We start from the raw sequence: 18,447 nt of genomic DNA on the forward strand, positions 1-18,447 counted from the left end.
TTAATTCGAACGAGCTAGATCAAGTGCTAAATCGACAGCGACATGCAAACTTGAACTTTTTGCAAGGCCTGTACCTGCAAGGGAGAGCGCAGTACCATGATCGACCGAGGTCCGAATAAAAGGTAAACCTAAAGTAATATTAATGGCTTCGCCAAATCCCTGCGATTTTAACACAGGTAACCCCTGATCGTGATACATCGCTAAAACAGCATCAGTACCTTTTAAATGATCCACAGTAAATAAAGTATCAGCAGGCATACTTAAACTCATGTCTATGCCTTGCGCTCGATAACTTTCAAGTACAGGATTAATCGTATCAATTTCTTCATGACCTAAATAACCACCTTCACCTGCATGAGGATTTAAACCACACACCAAAATACGCGGATGATTAATTTTAAATTTTGTTTTTAAATCATGAATCAGAATATCAATCACCTGATGGAGACGTTGTTTGGTAATGGCATCTGCAACATCCCGCAATGGTAAATGGGTGGTCACTAAAGCGACTCTTAACGTTTTTGTTGCAAGCATCATAACCACACGCTCCACACCCGCAAACTCTTGGTAATATTCTGTATGGCCACTGAAGTGGATCCCTGCATCATTGATAATTGACTTTTGTACTGGCGCTGTAGCAACACCAACACTCAGCCCGCGCATCGCATAGTACGCAGTTCGACGCAATTGCTCGATCACATATGCAGAGTTTTGTGGGTTTAACTCCCCTAAAATAACATCTACAGCTAAAGGAACATGTTCAATATAGACTTGACCTTGAGCCAAACGCTCCGTCTGTCCTTTATACTCAATGAGCTGAACACTTTTGTTTAAAATTTTGGCACGATCCCTCAACATATTGATATCAGCCAATACAACAACTGGACGATCATCAATACGATCTGCCAAATCTAAACAAATATCTGGGCCAATGCCAGCAGGCTCACCACTGGTTATATATAAAGGAAGCATCTAGAACTCTTTTAATAGACCTTGCATAGACAGTATACATCGGTTCTAAATTATCATTTCCAATTCAAGTTCATTTTTTATATCGAATATAACTAAATCACGTAAAAAATGAACCAAAAATATTTCTCAAACCACCTATATAAGACCATTGCAAACAATTTTTATATTTCATCAGACTTAGATGATGGAAACTTAAAATGCTTTAGAGCTGACTTTTAGACGCTGGCCGAGTTTCTGGATTAGCTTGCTGTTGATCAATCTCAGAGAAATCAAACATCGATTCAACCTCTTTCCCACACTTGGATGGGGCAATATGTTGATCAAAGATTATTCTGACTCGATGGTCTGATTCAACTTTTCCATAGACTGTATATTCGCCACTTCGGCTTTTATCATCATCATCCCCCCATTGCACGACAGCATCGACTTCCTCACCAATAGGGATATGTTGTGTTTGAATAAGTAATCCAACCGCTTGGCAAGGATATGCGGATTGAATTTCTTCACTAAAATCGACCGTCATCCATTTCGCATCCAGAATCGTAACAGGTTCTCCTTGCTGTTGTTTTCTTGCTGCTTTTTCTTCGTTGGTTGTTCCTACTTGTTTTATTTTGTCATTTTCTTCTGTTTTTATTGAATTCAATTGATTGAACTGGGATTTATTTAATTGACTTTGTTTTAACTGGTTTGACTTTAAAGAAAACGGGATCTGTATTTGATTTTTTTGAGCAAGTTTGCTTTCAACGATTTTAGACGGTATCACCTTTTCATTTGGCGCTGTAATAAAATCATGAAATGCTTCTGGTTCACACAAGTCAAAAACTACTCTTGCGATACCATCCGCACCAACAGTCCCTTTTAATTTATATTCGTCTCTATTGTCATTTTCTGGATCATATAGCGTAAGTGGAATCGTTGAGCCTGCAACAATATCTTTTGTAGTCGCTTGAATACCGAAAGGCTGGCAAGTGACAGCCACACCGCCTTTTAATTCTGTAGAAAAATCTTCCGTCATCCATTGAACAGAGATAATCCTGTCTCCAAGATCAGCTTGATTTTGATAATGCACAGGAGCACTTGGATGAAGTTTCGGTAAAGATGATGCCTGATCCAGCAAATCAGCTTGAGCAAAACTAAGGTTTAAGTTGCCTCCACCCAATATCAGTAGAAGGAATTTTATTGAATTTATTATTTTCATTTTTGCCTGACTTATTTTCTTTATATCACTTTTATTATTCATGAAGTCCGTCACAATTCCAATATAAATCAGAAAACCTTACAACATTTTATCCAAACTAAGCTTTGCTTTTGGCTACGTTTATCAATATAATGATGCGCTTGAAATTCAATATTTCAATTGCGACTCTAACTCTTTTCAGATAGAATTCGCACTCCTTTTTGTTTGGACAGATTCCATAGTCCAAACCAACTATAATAGGTAGTGGTTTAATGAAAACTCTCAGCGCTAAGCCAGCTGAAGTTCAACATGACTGGTATGTTGTTGATGCTTCTGGCAAAACTTTAGGTCGCCTTGCGACTGAAATCGCTCGTCGTTTACGCGGTAAACACAAAACTTCTTATACGCCTCACGTTGACACTGGTGACTACATCGTTGTGATCAATGCTGAACAAGTACAAGTGACTGGTAAAAAATCACTTGATAAGAAATACTATCGCCACACTGGTTTCCCTGGTGGTATTCGTGAAACTAATTTTGAAAAATTAGTTGCTCACAAACCAGAAGAAATCTTCGAACGTGCTGTAAAAGGCATGTTGCCAAAAGGTCCTCTTGGTTACGCGATGATCAAGAAAATGAAAGTGTACGCTGGTACTGAGCATCCTCATACTGCTCAACAGCCACAAGTTTTGGACATCTAAGGGATACAGCACATGGCTACTAACTATGGTACAGGTCGCCGTAAGACCGCAACTGCACGTGTTTTCCTATCAGCTGGTACTGGTAAACTCGTAATCAACAACCGCACTCTTGAACAGTATTTCGGTCGTGAAACTGCTCGTATGGTTGTTCGTCAACCACTTGAGCTTTTAGAAGTTACTGAAAAATTTGACCTTTACATCACTGTTGCTGGTGGTGGTATCGGTGGTCAAGCAGGCGCTATCCGTCACGGTATTACTCGTGCATTGATCGCTTCTGATGAGACTTTAAAACCTGCTCTTCGTCAAGCTGGTTTCGTTACTCGTGATGCTCGTGAAGTTGAACGTAAGAAACTTGGTTTACGTAAAGCTCGTAAACGTCCTCAATTCTCTAAACGTTAATTCGTTTACCGAATCGGACAAAAAACCTCGGCATTTGCCGAGGTTTTTTTATGGGTTAACTATTTGAAGTTATTTTGTTTTATCTCGTTTAGAGCAGTCCATGACAGCGTCAGAAATCCCATCGGCAGCTTTTGATTCTGTAATCGTACAGCCATTTTCCTGATAAGTTCGAGTTTCCTTAGAGAACTTATGATCTTTCGGAAGCGGTGCATTACACGGCTTATCGGTCTTTACATTGACCATTTTCACGGGTCCATCATTGTAGATCGTCACCTTACAACCTTTTACGACATATTCTTGTTTGATCCCACCATACATTTCTTCTTCAGAAGCAGCAGACGCAACATCACAGGCCTCATCAGCACTACATAAGGTTCCTTCTCCAGCCACTTCTGCTCCTGCAGCTTCGATTGCTTCAGTGGCAGCCTCTTGTACTTGAGTATCCAAAGGTTGCTTCTTTGCATATGTATTTGAAATACCCATCATTAACAGCAATGCCAACGCCAATTTACTGTGCTTATTTATTAAATTCATAGGTTTATCCTTGTTTCCTATCTATTTGATAGCAATACCCACCATAAGCTTATTAAAGTTAAGATGATTTTATTGTCTATTTTTAGTATTCTACTCTATTCACTTCACTTAGTTTTTGGAATATGCCTGTCGAAAATGCGCCTCAACAAGGGATTACATTGTATAGCCACGAGGATGACTTTCGTTCACATTGGATTAGATTTCTTCTTGTAGAAAAACAAATTAAACATACCTTAATCATTGTCGAAGAAGATGATGAAGATTTAGCCAGTTTAAATCCATATAATCAACTACCTATGCTGATTGAAAACGATTTAAAGCTGTTTAATACTAGTATTATTTCTGAATACTTAGATGACCGTTATCGACAAAACAAACTTTATGCGGATGCCCCAGCACCACGCGCAGAGCAAAGACAGTATATTTGGCGCTTTGAACAAGATTGGCTTAAACTTGCAGACATTATGCTACGCCACCCAGATACACTTAATGAAGCTGCAAAAAAGAATGCACAAAAACAATTAAAAGATACTTTGGTATCCCTGACCCCACTGTTTCAACATTATCCTTATTTTATGTCTGAAAACTTTACAATTTTAGATTGCATGTTAGCGCCAATTTTCATACGGTTAAAACATATGGGAATTGAATTACCGAAACAGCAATCTCGTCCAATTTTATTATATTGCCAACGGATTTTTAGCCGCCCTGCTTTTTTAAAGTCGATGACTTTTAAAGAGAAACACAGATATAGTGAATTTTTGGCAAAATTCTAGATCGCAAATCAATAGAGTATTTTTTAATGTCTGAACAAGAATTGAACTTAACCCCAACTCGACCATACCTTGCACGCGCAATATATGAATGGATTTGCGACAACAATTTAACGCCATACTTACTTGTTGACGCAACTAAACCCTATACCGATGTACCACAACAATTTGTACAAGATGGACAAATTGTATTGAACATCGCACCACATTCTGTACATATGTTAAATATGACCAATGAAGCAATTACCTTCTCTGCTCGTTTTAGCGGCGCATCCAAAGATATTTATGTGCCTATAAATGCGGTATTAGGCTTGTATGCACGTGAAAATGGACAAGGATTATTCTTTGATCCAGATGAATATGCCAATGTGCAAATTGATGAAGATGTTTTAGAATCAAATACAAGTGAAGAAGTAGAAACTAAAACTGAGGCACCAAAGAAAAAACCAAGTTTAAGAATTTTAGAATAGAACAAGGAGAACTGAATGGCTTTTGATCTCGTACAATACTTTGCTGAGCAGATAAAGATTCAAAAGCCTCAGCTATTATCTCAATTAGAGCCTGCCCAACGTATTGCACATATTGAAGAACTCAATGCTTTAACCTTGGGTAAACTCATTACGCTATGGCGTAAGGATGATGATGCTTTATATCAAGAAATTCTTTCGCAAGATCAGTTATACAGCCAAGAAATTTCTCGACACCTCACCACCTCTACCCAGAATAAATCCAGTTTAGATAAATCTATACTTGAACCTGTAACAACGGAAATTCTTGAACTACAGCTTGCAGAATTAAAGCAACTTGAAACAGCAGGAAGTTTAGGTAAGCGAGGTCTTCGAGAATTGGTGATTGGTCAAATTGAGCACCTATCGGGTCAGGCAAAAGATTGGGTTTGGTCAACAAACGAACTAACCGAACTGATTGGCTCTCAACCTGTGCCTGAAGAAGAGATATCATTAGATGAAACGATGAAGGAGTTTAATCAAATGGTCAATGTTCAAAAAGTAGATCTTCATGCTGATCACAAAGAAGTCATAGTAACCGAAACCGCAAATCCAACTTGGGCTAAAATTGCAGAACCTGTGGTAGCACTTGTGGTTTTATATATTCTTTTTGAAGCAGCGACGAAGCTTTTTGCTTAATTTAGTTTGATAATCAAAAATTATAAAAAGCGATCGAAATGATCGCTTTTTTTCATGTAAAAAATACTTAAGTAATTTTAATCATTTCATGTGATTAAAATCACAGTAATAATATTATAAATGATAAAACATGCACAAACATAATAAATATTTAATTTACTATTAAGTTAAGCTTTTATTGATAAAAATAACTAAGCAATTTATTTAACTTTGAGATAGATTTTTTATAATAACTAATGTTAATTTAAAGCAATGAAACTCTCTAAACTTTAAGAAAAATTAACAGTTTACACAGGAGGATAATAATGTAAGAAATATACTGATTAAATGCCAAGCAATTAAACATTAAAAAAATGATTTTACTGGAAAAAGAACAAATCTAGCGTTAACTTAAACTAATTACGACCGTTAAAAAACAGTTTACACTTTAATTTTTTAATATTAGATAAGTGATATTATGAACAATCAATGTATCAATATCGCAATTTCAGGCTTAGGTTTAACCACCTCTGACGATCTTAAAATAAGGCTTAGAAAAATTTTACCAACCAATATTGGTATAAATTGGACAAGTGTTTCAGATCAAAATATAAATTGTATTTTGATCAATGAGCAGTTTTTTGAAAACAATAATATCCAGAATATTATCCAAAATAAAAATATTCCTTATTTGAAAATTTCAAAACATAGTGAACATAAAGAAAGTGCTGAAGATAATTTACTCTGCATCCCTATTTATGACGAATTCACACTGAAAAACTGGGTCAACATCAAATTACTGCATAAGACTGAAATAGAACAATCTGAACTTAGCCAAATTTCAGATGATGAAGGTGATGATCAACTTGAAATCAAAGAAATTGATTTTTTTGCAGCGCTTTTCCATCACGACAGTCGTAAAGTCATTTTAAATGATCATCTCGGCACGATTGCGATTATCGACCATCATGCGCATCTGGCATGGCTTGAAGCAACTCGTGAAGAATACCAAACAGATCGCTCGATACACTATACGGCAGCAGTCACTGCGGATTTTATAAAAGTTTCACGTAAACGACAATTCAATTTAGAAAATTGGTTATTTAACCTGATTTGGACAAATCCCAATTTAATTACTGTACCTGAAGCTGATAAACATTATCGTCTCAAATTTTGGATTCAACCCAATGAGTTGGATAAGAAATTACTGCTACAACTAAGTGCATGCTTTATTTCTGGGGCAGAAATCCAACATGTCTCAGACAAACTCAACATTCCAGTCGCAACCGTGCAACACTTTGTTGCTGCGAATTTAGCCATCCATAACGCTGAACTGATTTCAGCAAAAGAAAGTCGATTTGATAAAACACCAAGTGATACTGAGCAAACGGAAGAAAAAGGGATTTTAAAAAGCTTTTTTAACAAATTAAAAAGTCGATTTAAATTTTAAGGGATAAATCTACGATGATTATTCAGAAGTACAAAATTGTTTTTGCTGGTTCAATGGGGGCAGGTAAAACTGAAGCGATTAAATCTTTATCAGAAATACCTGTATTAGCAACAGAAGCATTTAACACCGATGATCGTAGCCATAAAAAACTAAACACAACCGTGGGAATCGATTATGGCGAAGTAACCCTTTATGATGGCAGTAAAGTTGGGCTGTATGGCACACCAGGACAAGGTCGCTTTGACTTTATGTGGGGCGTGATATGCAAAGGCGCGATTGGTACGATTTTGTTGATTGATCATAGCTTAGCAACACCCTTAGATGAACTTGAATACTACCTCAATATTTTTAAACAGTATGGTGAAAACATTGTGATTGGAGTCACCCATATCGATGATGATATGAATAAGCCAACGCACCAATACCGTCAATGGTTGATGGAACGCGATCTAAATTTACCTGTGTTTTTTATTGATGCACGCAAGAAAGCCGATGTGTTATTGCTCTTAGAAACCTTAATCACCACATTAGAAGTAAAATATTTATAGGCTATTGATCAGTATTCACTTGCAGCAGATCTACTAATGGAATCCCCAAAAGAAGTTATTTAAGTAATGAAATAATTACAGATTAAAATTCTGCCGTGAGCGAATAAAATATTGAAACTTATCTCTATTCATATAATTGTATGAATTGCCATTTATGGCTTGCTCTAGGTCGGTACATTAATGCATACCTATACTGCGGCATCTTAACAATCTGTATGATTTTTAGCTTCTTATTGATAATTTCTTAATTGCTTTGTCGGTAAGTTAATGAGATCAAATAAATGGAATTTTACGGTATAATTTTCATGGAATTTTTCAGGATGAGCGGGAAAACAACTCTGGTTTACTTCAACTATTAAAACTTTGTAAGTTTTAATCCTATTGCCTATAAACTTCTGATTTATAGCGTCCTAAGCCGAATCGAGACCTTGTGGGTAAGTACTACACTCACGTTGTACTTAACTGGTAGCAATCTACTCTTTTCGATCCCTTACATCCTTGAGATAAATATTAACGAAATCGGTTCGGAATTATTTTCCTAAGATTAAGATTTTCTCGTGAAATTTAGAATTATTTTCCAAAATCAATCACAATCTAAGGATTTTTTATCTTTTATATTTCTAAAATGATTTTTTATTGCAAACTCATTTAAAAAATCGAGAATATATTTCTGTTCTTATCAACAAAGCCACCAACTCAAAAGAGCCGTAACGCTCAAAAGCTTTTTCTGTATTTTTAATCTTTCACTCGCCTTTTTTTACTTCTCTTTTATTCATTTCTGATAATAAATCCAATTGAATTTCCTGAATTTTTGCCAGTTTATCCCACTGATGAATGAGTAAATGATCTATTTTTTCATGTAAATGACGGATTTCTAATTCAGCTTTTAAATTGACTTTATAATCATTTTGGGAGCGTATACGATCTTTGGCTTCTTGACGGTTTTGACTCATCATAATAATTGGTGCTTGTACTGCAGCAAGACAAGATAAAATAAGATTTAATAGAATAAACGGATAAGGATCAGCAGGTTGTTTTACGATCACAACTGTGTTTAATAAAATCCAAACAACTAAAAAGAGCATAAAACAAATTAAAAACGTCCAACTTCCGCCAAAATTTGCAATTTTATCTGCGAGCCTTTCCCCAATGGTCCATTTTTTTTCAAGTTGTGTTTCAGTATTTTTTGTTATTAATTCATGCTGTTGCATACTATTAAGCACTTCATACTCTAGGTTTGACACCTCCCCCTGCTCCGATTGAAGCAAAGATTGCACATACTGCATACGATATTTGGTTAAATCTAATTTACAAATATAATCCTGCGCAGACCAATTGGGAAAATCTCGTGCAATTTCTTCAGTAATAACCTTACGTATAGCCCCGAGCGGAACAACATTCGCATGTGAAAAAGTTTGATTACATATTAAGCAAATATGATTTTCATTTTTATCATTCATTACACTACTCTTTATCATTGTTTGGTTTCAATATCTTTCATTATTTGAATAAAGTATAGAACTTATTTTAATGGGATGCTGAGATGAAATCATTTTGCTTTAATGTATTTTTCTGATGTTTTGAATAGGCTTAATTGATGAATCTAATTTGAGATTTTCACATTATTTTTATCGAATTTTTCAGGATGAGTGGGAAAACAACTCTGGTTTACTTCAACTATTAAAACTTGGTAAGTTTTAATCCTATTGCCTATAAACTTATGGTTTATAGCGTCCTAAGCCGAATCGAGACCTTGTGGGTAAGTACTGCACTCACGTTGTACGCAACTGGCAGCAATCTACTCTTTTCGATCCCTTACATCCTTGAGATAAATATTAGCCAAATCGACTCGGGATTATTTTCCTAAGATAGATTAATTTTTTTATTTTTTAGGAAAATTTTCCTTTAAAAGTTACTTAATAAAGAAAATTTTTCAACAAAGCTTATTTAATGATTTTTTATTGCATAAATTTTAAAAAAAATGCAAATTTATAAATTTGCATTTTAGTCATTCTATTTCAATGATCACACGCTTTAATCTGCTAACTTAAGGCGCATCTTTTAGCGAGGTTGTTTTACTATCACGCAAAATATCTTCCAAGCCTTGGGTATCCTGATTTAAAAATGCAGTTAAACTCGCTTTTACCTGTTCAAGTGTACTGTGTTTGATTGCAAATACTTCTTTATTTTTTCGTGTCATCAAGCCAAACAATTCGCGTTGTGGGAAAATCAATTTGATATTGCTTTCTATCTTAAATTCAAAATTCTCACTTTTTGCATAAGCATTTAATGTAATTTTTAAAAATGCTTCTGACGCTGAGTTCAACACTGTAAAAATAGTGTTTCGACCATCCAATTGTAATTGCAAAACGCGTTGACGGCGCCAACTGATACTTTCAAATTTCGCCAATATCTCAGCAATGTCTAAATCGCTCTCTTGCTCCATCTCACGCTCATCGGCGTGATTAGGATACTGAATTTGAATTTCAAACTTGTTCATTATTTTATAACGCATACCCTTAAAATCTATTTGTAGTGTAACAACACTCTTTAAAATTAATAGCGACTCCAATCAAAAAATTATAAATTAATCATTGATTTTAAATTACAAATTGTAAAATTTATCACTATATTTGATTTTTATATGCACTAGGTGTATTTTATCTCTTGGTCAAACAATCAAGCCCGTTTATTCTTTTTTACAGATCAAGAAGGAAGCTCAAGCTTCCTTATTTTATATAGAAGATGTCAATCTCTAGTCGTTATGCCAAACGATGCTCTTGTAGCATTTTTTTATGCATCAATTGTCGATATTGTTCTGTCATCTCGTCGATTTGACCGTTTAGGAATAAGCTGAGCTGTTCTGAAACTTGTGATTGGTTTAAGTTTTTATACACCACATCATATTTCTTTTTACGTGTTAAAAGCCCCAAAAATTCTTTACTTTCAACAACCAGTTGAATATTGCTATCGATCTGAAAAACAGGGTCTGCTTTACTCGAGTGTGTATTTAACTGGATATGTAAATAAAGTTCTGTCTCCGTGTCCTGTACAGCAAAGGAAATATCAGAATTTTCAACTTGCCCCTGCGTCAGGAATAAACGGCGCCAATTGATCGCATAAAATTTTGCATGAATTTGCTCAATGTCCTCTGCCTCAAATGATACGATATCTTGTGCAGGCAAATTGATCTCGATCTCGAACTTTCTCATTGTTCTCACCTATCCATGTGATGTTTATATTATGAGCTATTAATAGCATTTATATTTTTGTTTTAAAACAAATATTTATGTTAAATCATTAAAATTTATTACTTTTTATCAAATACACATCACAAAAATCAGATTATTTATTGATGAAGTTTTTATTAATTTTTCTATTTTTATATCAAACAGTAAAAAGTATCAGCATACTTTTAATCCCCAAGTTATTTTTAAAACGATGAGTCAGCATAAGCTTTCATCGTGACTTCAAACAATTGACGTTTAAAATATACATTTCAATTGAATAGATATACGCTCTATTCCTTTTAATGTTATGCAGTTCCACCACATAAAGATGGAACTGCAGGTAAAATTGGTGATGGTTAAAGGCTATGAGCTTCTTAACAACAGCAAATACATCCCTTGATTTTTTCACGAGGCCAATTCATCTTTGCTCGTTTAATTGCCAGCTCACTTGTCGCAAAAAATCCCAGTAGATTTTGATTTTCCGCCTTAGGTAAATGCTCACAAGATTTGCTTGCATTGTGTACCTCGTATACACCATTGACTTGCGCATTTACATTGATAATAAATTTGTCCATCATAAAAGTTTCCCCCAATACTCTTAAAAAGACCTTGAGATTAAATCCATAAAAACGATGTTTTTATCAATCCCATAACAAAAGTATGCCTTTAAGGTGCAAAAATCAATCTCTCTTTTATTGATTTATTGTTGGGGAAATTTGTCTTTGTATTCGATTTAGAGTGAATCAAATTTTATGTCAAAAAACAGAAAACACTTAATCCAATTTAATGACTCAACCCAATTGAATTGAGTCATTATCCTCTTTGAATCTTGATAAACACTTGTTTCACAAATGCTAAAACACACTAACTACAATGGATGAACAACGCTTTCTTGTTTTTTCTTTCTTAACCAGCGAACCGCTAGCACCATCAAAATAATACCAACAATCACCACCAATACAGGAACGATAAGTGATAATACCGATACCACTATTGCCCCAATCCACTCACCTGTAGACACCAAAGGATTGGCTATTCCGCCTGTCGTTGCAGTAGATACACCACGAACCGCAACCGTGCCCATTTGTACAGCTGTTGCTGTACCACCACCAACGATAATCGCAGCCGCCCAACTTGCAAACTGTGACATTTCACCTGTACTGACCGCCATGGTGGTCAATGTTCCAGCTACCATTGCTGCTGGCGTGGCAATAGTATCTAAAGCATTGTCGACCCAAGGAATATAGTACGCGCCAATTTCACAAATAGTCGCGACAGCTAAACCAATACATACCGATGGTATCGCTAACCACTCAAAACCTTTCATTGGCTCAAACCAGCCCATCAGTGATGTAACACTCATCACCAATAACGGTACAAATACACGAAAACCGCAGGCGGCACTTAAACCAATGCCAATACATAGACTCAGGATTGTTTCCATAATGATTTATCTGCCTTTTTCTCGTTATCTTTTGAACTATTATTAAATTAACAAAAAGCCCTATCACTGGATAGGGCTTTTGCTTAAAACAGGGAGTATCTGTTTTATCTGTGCGGCTTAGCAATCTTATTTTTTAAATTGATTGCCAAGGCATTTGGTACACTGGGGTAAACGATCTGTACCAATTTCTAAGTAAGTGCGATGTCCGCATTGGACACAAAAATAGAAGCCTGTTCCGGGTTTTTCGCCAGCAGTAACCATTTTTGTTCTCCATAGGTTTTAGAAATGGTGAATAAAGTATAGCCATATTTTGATGTATGTCTACTGTCTATTTCTAAAAATGATGGTGTCATTTTTGCAAGAAATGATTTCAAAAGAAAAATTTATGGTTTTTGAGAGCTACTGCTTAATCATTAAATAGCGCAAACCATTTAAAGCTCTTCTCTTTCTTGAGGTGGTTCATCTGTTCTTTCTTCCTCATAAAAATCATCAGGCATCTGTGACAATACGTTTAAAAGACGCTCAGCTGTGATTGATTCATCAGAATTTACCGTATCACTTTGAGTTTTTCGTAATAAAGACATTTTATTCCCCAAATAAAAACCCCACTGAACAGTAGGGATTTTTTTCAACAATTTCAATTCCTTTTTTCCTTAATCGCCCCCCTTGCGAAGTAATACTTCTCATCTTTAAAAAGAGAAGAACTCCCTCCTTTTTCAAAGGAGGGTTGGGGGAGGATTTAAAGAATAGAATTCAATTAAGCCACTTGCCCTTCCAAGAAATCCTGTGCAAAGCGTTGTAATACCCCACCCGCTTCATACACATGCACTTCTTCTTCAGTATCCAAACGACAAGTTACAGGAACTTCAATCACTTCACTCTTACCATCAACCGTGGCACGCTCAATCACCAAAGTTAAGTCTGTACGTGGTGCAATATTACCAATCACACTATACAGCTCAGTACCATCAAGCTTTAAGGTTTTACGGTCGGTGCCCGCTTTAAACTCAAGTGGTAACACTCCCATACCAACAAGGTTAGTACGGTGGATACGTTCAAAGCCTTCAGCCACAATCGCTTCAACCCCAGCAAGACGAACACCTTTCGCAGCCCAGTCACGGCTAGAGCCTTGACCATAATCCTTACCAGCAATGATGATCAGTGGTTGCTTACGATTCATATAAATCTCAATCGCTTCCCACATACGCATCACTTCGCCTTCTGGCTCAACACGCGCTTTAGAACCTTGCTTAATGGTACCGTCTGAACGAACCACCATTTCATTAAACAGTTTTGGGTTGGCAAAAGTTGCACGTTGCGCAGTTAAATGGTCACCACGATGCGTTGCATACGAGTTAAAGTCTTCTTCAGGTACGCCCATTTTATGCAGATATTCACCCGCTGCCGAATCCATCATAATTGCATTCGATGGTGACAAATGATCCGTGGTAATGTTGTCAGGTAAGATCGCAAGTGGACGCATATTTGACAATGTACGTGGTGCAGCCAAAGCCCCTTCCCAATATGGTGGACGGCGAATATAAGTACTTTGCGGACGCCAATCGTATAACGGGCTTTCTGATTTTTCTGTCACACCCAAATCAAACATCGGGATATACACTTTACGGAACTGTTCTGGTTTTACAGACTCTTTAACCAACGCATCAATTTCAGCATCAGATGGCCAAACGTCTTTTAGATAAACTGGATTACCGTCTTTGTCATTGCCCAATGAATCCGTTTCAATATCAAAACGAATTGTGCCTGCAATTGCATAAGCCACCACCAATGGGGGTGAAGCCAAGAATGCTTGTTTTGCATAAGGATGAATACGACCATCAAAGTTACGGTTACCTGAAAGTACCGCAGTGGCATACAAATCACGATCAATAATTTCTTGCTGAATCTTTGGATCTAAAGCACCAGACATACCGTTACACGTCGTACATGCGTAGGCCACGATACCAAAACCAAGCTTTTCTAAATCTTCCAGTACGCCAGCTTCTTCAAGGTAAAGTGCAGCAGCTTTAGAACCTGGTGCAAATGATGATTTCACCCAAGGTTTACGCACTAAGCCCAATTCATTTGCTTTACGCGCCAACAAACCCGCAGCAACTGTATTACGAGGGTTTGAGGTATTGGTACAAGAGGTAATCGCAGCAATAATGATTGCACCATCAGGCATTAAACCATCAGTACGGTTTTCAACTACGCCTGCAATACCTTTCTCTTTTAAATCTGCTGTTGATACACGTGCATGTGGGTTTGATGGACCTGCAATATTACGTGTTACCGTTGAAAGATCGAAACGAAGTACGCGAGGATATTCTGCTTGTTGCATATCCGATGCCCAAAGACCAATTTCTTTGGCATAACTTTCCACCAATTTGATTTGGTCTGATTCACGACCAGTCAAGGTTAAATAATCAATGGTGTTCTGGTCGATATAGAACATTGCCGCAGTTGCGCCATATTCTGGAGTCATATTGGAAATCGTTGCACGATCTCCTACAGACATACTGTCCGCGCCTTCACCAAAGAATTCTAAATATGCACCCACTACACGTTCTTTACGCAAGAATTCTGTAAGTGCTAAAACGATATCTGTTGCAGTGATACCCGCTTTACGCTGTCCCACCAATTCCACACCGATAATGTCTGGAAGACGCATCCAAGATGCACGACCCAGCATCACATTCTCAGCTTCCAAACCACCAACACCGATAGAAATTACACCCAACGCATCTGTATGTGGCGTATGTGAATCGGTACCGACACAAGTATCTGGAAATGCGATACCTTCACGGTTTTGAATCACTGGAGACATTTTCTCCAAGTTGATTTGGTGCATGATGCCATTCCCTGCTGGGATCACATCGACATTTTCAAACGCTGTTTTGGTCCATTCAATAAAGTGAAAACGGTCTTCATTACGGCGGTCTTCTACAGCACGGTTTTTTTCAAATGCATCTGGATCAAAGCCACCGTATTCCACCGCCAATGAGTGGTCAACGATCAACTGTGTTGGTACAACAGGATTAACTTTAGCAGGGTCACCGCCTTGATCTGCAATCGCATCACGTAAACCTGCAAGGTCGACTAATGCCGTCTGTCCAAGGATGTCATGACATACCACACGTGCTGGATACCAAGGGAAATCATGGTCTTGTTTACGGTTAATTAGTTCTTTTAAAGACTGTTCGAGAATGGCTGGATCACAACGGCGTACCAGCTGTTCGGCCAATACTTTTGAAGTGTATGGAAGTTTTGCATATGCGCCTTGCTGGATGTCTTCTACGGCTTGACGCACATCGAAGTATTCGAGCTGGGTACCTTGCAGTGGTTTACGATAGTTGTTATTCATTAGTTTTGTGCCTCTTGCATCATTTTGTACTGCGTGTCTAATGATTGGCATAGTACACTGTCGAAAACCCATTTCCCAAATCGTTTATATTTCATAAGCTTAGATATAAAAACAGGGGTTTTTGAAATATTTAGTAACAACTTCATTAAAATATTTGCACTAAATCTGCTTTTTTTTGAAAAATAGCGGAAAATAACATTAATTCTTTAGTATTAGATTTAAGATAAGCGAGCAATTCATGAGCGATCTAGCTTTCTCCTCATTTACCTTGATTGGTGTTGATGCAATCAAATTTCTACAAGGTCAAGTGACTGTAAACGTTGAAGCTTTGGCTGAAAACATCACCCAATACACTGCGATTTGTGATCTTAAAGGTCGTATTCATTTTGGCTTATGGCTTAAAAAAATTAATCCTGAACATTTAGAGATTGTTACGACTCAAGATCAAGCCGAAGAATTTGCCAAACATATTAAAAAATACGGCGCTTTTTCTAAAATGAAGCTTGAAGAAACTGGACAAGTTTTTCCAACATTGAACGGCTCAACGACTGATTTTTCTGCTACAGAAACCGATATTTCAGTATGGGAAATTGCTGCAATTCAAACTGGTCAGGCTTATATAAATCAAGCAATTGAACATGTATTTCAACCACAAGAATTACGCTTACACCAACGTGAAGGAATCAATTATGACAAAGGGTGTTATCTTGGTCAGGAAGTGATTGCACGCCTCTGGTTTAAGGCAAAACCAAAAGCATGGTTACATGTCATTCAAGGTACAGGTCCTGCCCCTGCTCAAGCTGAACAATTGAATAAAGGTGTTCAAGTGGTAAATAGTGCAGCATTTGAAAATGGTTATATTGCGCTTGTGGTTGCCCGTCCTGATGCTTTAGAAGAGTTAGATGTGACTGTTTTAGCATTACCTGAAAGCTTAAGTGGTGATGTGGCGAGACCGCAGTAATTTCTCAAAATTGTCTACAATAATAAACCTACAACCTTGTAGGTTTATTTAGAGAATAAAATGATTGAGTCAATCAAAACAACTTTAACATTAGCAATTGGTTAGCTTCATTTTCATAGATGAATACTTTCCGGTCTAATACTGCTTCCAAAGATTTATCGACAATTTATATTTTTACTTTCACCTGAATTTTTTATTCTCAGCCATGTTCTTTTAACTAACGCCTAAATTTTTAGAAAAGTTCAAAATTTAGGAAGATGCTTTTTGCCGAACATAATAAATCACACCGCTCTTATCATCAGAGAAATAAAATGAATTTTCATCTACTCGAAAAATATCACAAGGGCGACCATAGACATTTTTGCCCACTAAAAAGCCATCCATAAACGTCTGTAGTTTTTGCCCTTTACGCATAATCACAATTTTATAGCCATGACCAATCGTGGCATCGGTAGAACCATGTAAAGCAACTAAAAAAGAATTTTTGATGGTGTCATCTGTATTGGGATGATCAAAATAGTCAAAACCAAGTGCAGATGAATGCGCTGGGAAATAGGCATAAGGAGGCAATACATTTTTGCAAGCTGACGGACGTTTAAATTTTGGATCTGCCAAAATTTTTCCATTCGACGAATAACATGAAGCCCAGCCATAATCTGCATCACGTTTGAGTGCATAAAAAGTTTCATCAGGCTTATTTTTACCCAAATGATCCACACCTTGATTGGTGGCAAATAAAAAATTACCAACCCATTTCAAACCGACTGCATTGCGTAAACCTGTAGCAAAAATCTTTTGTTGCGAACCATCGGGATTCATTTCTAATACTGTTGCCCGAACTTTTTCTTTCTCGGTACAAGCATTGCAGCTTGAGCCGACAGAAACATAAATTTTCCCGTTCCCACCCACGGCAAGTGTCCGTGTTAGATGCCAACCACCATATTTATAACTTAAACCGTAGTCAGGAAAAGTTACTAAAACTTCGGCTTTATCGGTTGGTTTAATTTCACCTTTGGTAAATTTTCGTCGGGTCAGTTGATTAGTTTCCGCTAAATACAACCAATCTTGTCCTGAAGAATCTGTATAAAATTGAACTGAATTAGGGTTCTTCAGCCCCGTCATATAAGGAATAATTTTGCCGAATTTTCCCGTTTCAGGGTTCCATTCATCCAAAATATAAACGATGCCTTTTTTATTATCAGTCAAATCGTGCATATCTGTTACAAACATTCTGCCATCAGGAGCTTTGCTAAAAAAACGAACTCGCTTTAAGCCCTCAGCCGCTGGAATAATTTCGTAATTTGCTGGAAGATTTAAAGAAAAGCGCTTCCCATTTTTTAACTTAACCTGCTGAGGCACAAGATTTGGCTGTTGAGCTAAAATCCCCATTGAACAAACTAAACTTATGAATAAGATTGACAGTACTTTCATCATAGATACGTCTCGATTAATCTTAGGAAAAACAGCCTTCTTTTTTATATTATATAACTTGAAGCACGAGTATATAGTCAAATAATTTTGCTAGAAAAATACAAAGATCATCTAGATACAAGCCATTGTTTTATATTGTTTTTAGCCAAGCTCCGAATGTATCATTGCAGTGGATTAAAGCATTCACTCTCATTCTACGGCACACAGCGCATCAAAAAACAGAACTAAGAAAATAAACAATGACAACATCAAAAGTTATTACTTTAGAAAGCCCTAACCACCATCAATACATCGGTAGAGGGCTCATCCAAATGCTTAAAATATTTTTATAGCCCAATT

At 36.7% G+C, this 18,447-nt stretch carries 20 protein-coding genes; 8 read left to right on the forward strand and 12 right to left on the reverse strand.

Annotated features, from left to right (window positions below; all coding sequences use genetic code 11):
* Both pdxA and AC2G3J_RS16140 read right to left on the reverse strand, forming a co-directional pair.
* Positions 1 to 972 carry a 4-hydroxythreonine-4-phosphate dehydrogenase PdxA gene (pdxA, locus tag AC2G3J_RS16135; RefSeq protein WP_336953321.1) on the reverse strand — a complete coding sequence of 324 codons (972 nt, stop codon included), beginning with the start codon at positions 970 to 972 and terminating at the stop codon, positions 1 to 3.
* A 202-nt stretch (positions 973 to 1,174) separates the two neighbouring features.
* Positions 1,175 to 2,212 carry a hypothetical protein gene (locus AC2G3J_RS16140; protein WP_483770274.1) on the reverse strand — a complete coding sequence of 346 codons (1,038 nt, stop codon included), beginning with the start codon at positions 2,210 to 2,212 and terminating at the stop codon, positions 1,175 to 1,177.
* Positions 2,213 to 2,421: 209 nt separating this feature from the next.
* Between AC2G3J_RS16140 and rplM the strand changes: the two genes are divergently transcribed.
* Both rplM and rpsI read left to right on the forward strand, forming a co-directional pair.
* Positions 2,422 to 2,850 (forward strand): 50S ribosomal protein L13, encoded by a 429-nt coding sequence (gene rplM / locus AC2G3J_RS16145; protein ID WP_004722943.1) that lies wholly within the window; start codon positions 2,422 to 2,424, stop codon positions 2,848 to 2,850.
* A 12-nt stretch (positions 2,851 to 2,862) separates the two neighbouring features.
* Positions 2,863 to 3,249, forward strand: a complete 387-nt coding sequence (gene rpsI, locus AC2G3J_RS16150) for a 30S ribosomal protein S9 (protein WP_004647927.1) — start codon at positions 2,863 to 2,865, stop codon at positions 3,247 to 3,249.
* A gap of 69 nt (positions 3,250 to 3,318) precedes the next feature.
* On the opposite strand, the gene AC2G3J_RS16155 is transcribed toward rpsI, so the two are convergent.
* Positions 3,319 to 3,783 (reverse strand): hypothetical protein, encoded by a 465-nt coding sequence (locus AC2G3J_RS16155; RefSeq protein ID WP_483770275.1) that lies wholly within the window; start codon positions 3,781 to 3,783, stop codon positions 3,319 to 3,321.
* A gap of 122 nt (positions 3,784 to 3,905) precedes the next feature.
* On the opposite strand from AC2G3J_RS16155, the gene AC2G3J_RS16160 reads away from it, so the two are divergent.
* From AC2G3J_RS16160 to AC2G3J_RS16180, 5 genes are all read left to right on the forward strand, one after another.
* Positions 3,906 to 4,559, forward strand: coding sequence for a glutathione S-transferase N-terminal domain-containing protein (locus AC2G3J_RS16160; RefSeq protein ID WP_419359144.1), 654 nt, complete (start codon positions 3,906 to 3,908; stop codon positions 4,557 to 4,559).
* Positions 4,560 to 4,585: 26 nt separating this feature from the next.
* Positions 4,586 to 5,026: a ClpXP protease specificity-enhancing factor gene (locus AC2G3J_RS16165; RefSeq protein ID WP_004722950.1), complete on the forward strand. Its 441-nt coding sequence runs from the start codon at positions 4,586 to 4,588 to the stop codon at positions 5,024 to 5,026.
* Positions 5,027 to 5,041: 15 nt separating this feature from the next.
* Positions 5,042 to 5,701, forward strand: a complete 660-nt coding sequence (locus AC2G3J_RS16170; protein ID WP_419359143.1) for a hypothetical protein — start codon at positions 5,042 to 5,044, stop codon at positions 5,699 to 5,701.
* Positions 5,702 to 6,158: 457 nt separating this feature from the next.
* Complete coding sequence (locus AC2G3J_RS16175; RefSeq protein ID WP_483770276.1) at positions 6,159 to 7,130, forward strand: hypothetical protein; 972 nt, start codon at positions 6,159 to 6,161, stop codon at positions 7,128 to 7,130.
* A 14-nt stretch (positions 7,131 to 7,144) separates the two neighbouring features.
* Complete coding sequence (locus AC2G3J_RS16180; RefSeq protein WP_483770277.1) at positions 7,145 to 7,678, forward strand: GTP-binding protein; 534 nt, start codon at positions 7,145 to 7,147, stop codon at positions 7,676 to 7,678.
* Positions 7,679 to 8,421: 743 nt separating this feature from the next.
* Here AC2G3J_RS16180 and AC2G3J_RS16185 read toward each other — a convergent pair.
* The 8 genes from AC2G3J_RS16185 to acnD all read right to left on the reverse strand — a co-directional run bounded on the left by AC2G3J_RS16185 (position 8,422) and on the right by acnD (position 15,716).
* Positions 8,422 to 9,138 carry a DUF1003 domain-containing protein gene (locus tag AC2G3J_RS16185; protein WP_483770278.1) on the reverse strand — a complete coding sequence of 239 codons (717 nt, stop codon included), beginning with the start codon at positions 9,136 to 9,138 and terminating at the stop codon, positions 8,422 to 8,424.
* 587 nt (positions 9,139 to 9,725) lie between these two features.
* Complete coding sequence (locus AC2G3J_RS16190) at positions 9,726 to 10,193, reverse strand: hypothetical protein (RefSeq protein WP_419328048.1); 468 nt, start codon at positions 10,191 to 10,193, stop codon at positions 9,726 to 9,728.
* A gap of 247 nt (positions 10,194 to 10,440) precedes the next feature.
* Complete coding sequence (locus tag AC2G3J_RS16195; RefSeq protein ID WP_483770279.1) at positions 10,441 to 10,890, reverse strand: hypothetical protein; 450 nt, start codon at positions 10,888 to 10,890, stop codon at positions 10,441 to 10,443.
* Between the two features lie 392 nt (positions 10,891 to 11,282).
* A complete protein-coding gene (locus AC2G3J_RS16200) occupies positions 11,283 to 11,486 on the reverse strand; it encodes a hypothetical protein (RefSeq protein ID WP_336953336.1) in 204 nt (67 codons plus the stop codon).
* Positions 11,487 to 11,776: 290 nt separating this feature from the next.
* Positions 11,777 to 12,352, reverse strand: a complete 576-nt coding sequence (locus AC2G3J_RS16205; RefSeq protein WP_483770280.1) for a DUF4126 domain-containing protein — start codon at positions 12,350 to 12,352, stop codon at positions 11,777 to 11,779.
* Positions 12,353 to 12,478: 126 nt separating this feature from the next.
* Positions 12,479 to 12,613, reverse strand: a complete 135-nt coding sequence (locus tag AC2G3J_RS16210; RefSeq protein WP_004722968.1) for a zinc ribbon-containing protein — start codon at positions 12,611 to 12,613, stop codon at positions 12,479 to 12,481.
* Positions 12,614 to 12,783: 170 nt separating this feature from the next.
* A complete protein-coding gene (locus AC2G3J_RS16215; RefSeq protein WP_419328051.1) occupies positions 12,784 to 12,987 on the reverse strand; it encodes a hypothetical protein in 204 nt (67 codons plus the stop codon).
* A 122-nt stretch (positions 12,988 to 13,109) separates the two neighbouring features.
* A complete protein-coding gene (gene acnD / locus AC2G3J_RS16220) occupies positions 13,110 to 15,716 on the reverse strand; it encodes a Fe/S-dependent 2-methylisocitrate dehydratase AcnD (RefSeq protein WP_419819589.1) in 2,607 nt (868 codons plus the stop codon).
* Positions 15,717 to 15,954: 238 nt separating this feature from the next.
* Between acnD and ygfZ the strand changes: the two genes are divergently transcribed.
* Positions 15,955 to 16,677, forward strand: a complete 723-nt coding sequence (ygfZ, locus tag AC2G3J_RS16225; RefSeq protein ID WP_224964831.1) for a CAF17-like 4Fe-4S cluster assembly/insertion protein YgfZ — start codon at positions 15,955 to 15,957, stop codon at positions 16,675 to 16,677.
* A gap of 249 nt (positions 16,678 to 16,926) precedes the next feature.
* Here ygfZ and AC2G3J_RS16230 read toward each other — a convergent pair whose 3' ends face one another.
* Positions 16,927 to 18,111 (reverse strand): PQQ-dependent sugar dehydrogenase, encoded by a 1,185-nt coding sequence (locus tag AC2G3J_RS16230; RefSeq protein ID WP_483770281.1) that lies wholly within the window; start codon positions 18,109 to 18,111, stop codon positions 16,927 to 16,929.
* Positions 18,112 to 18,447 lie beyond the last annotated feature (336 nt).

This window comes from Acinetobacter legionensis (assembly GCF_057165765.1).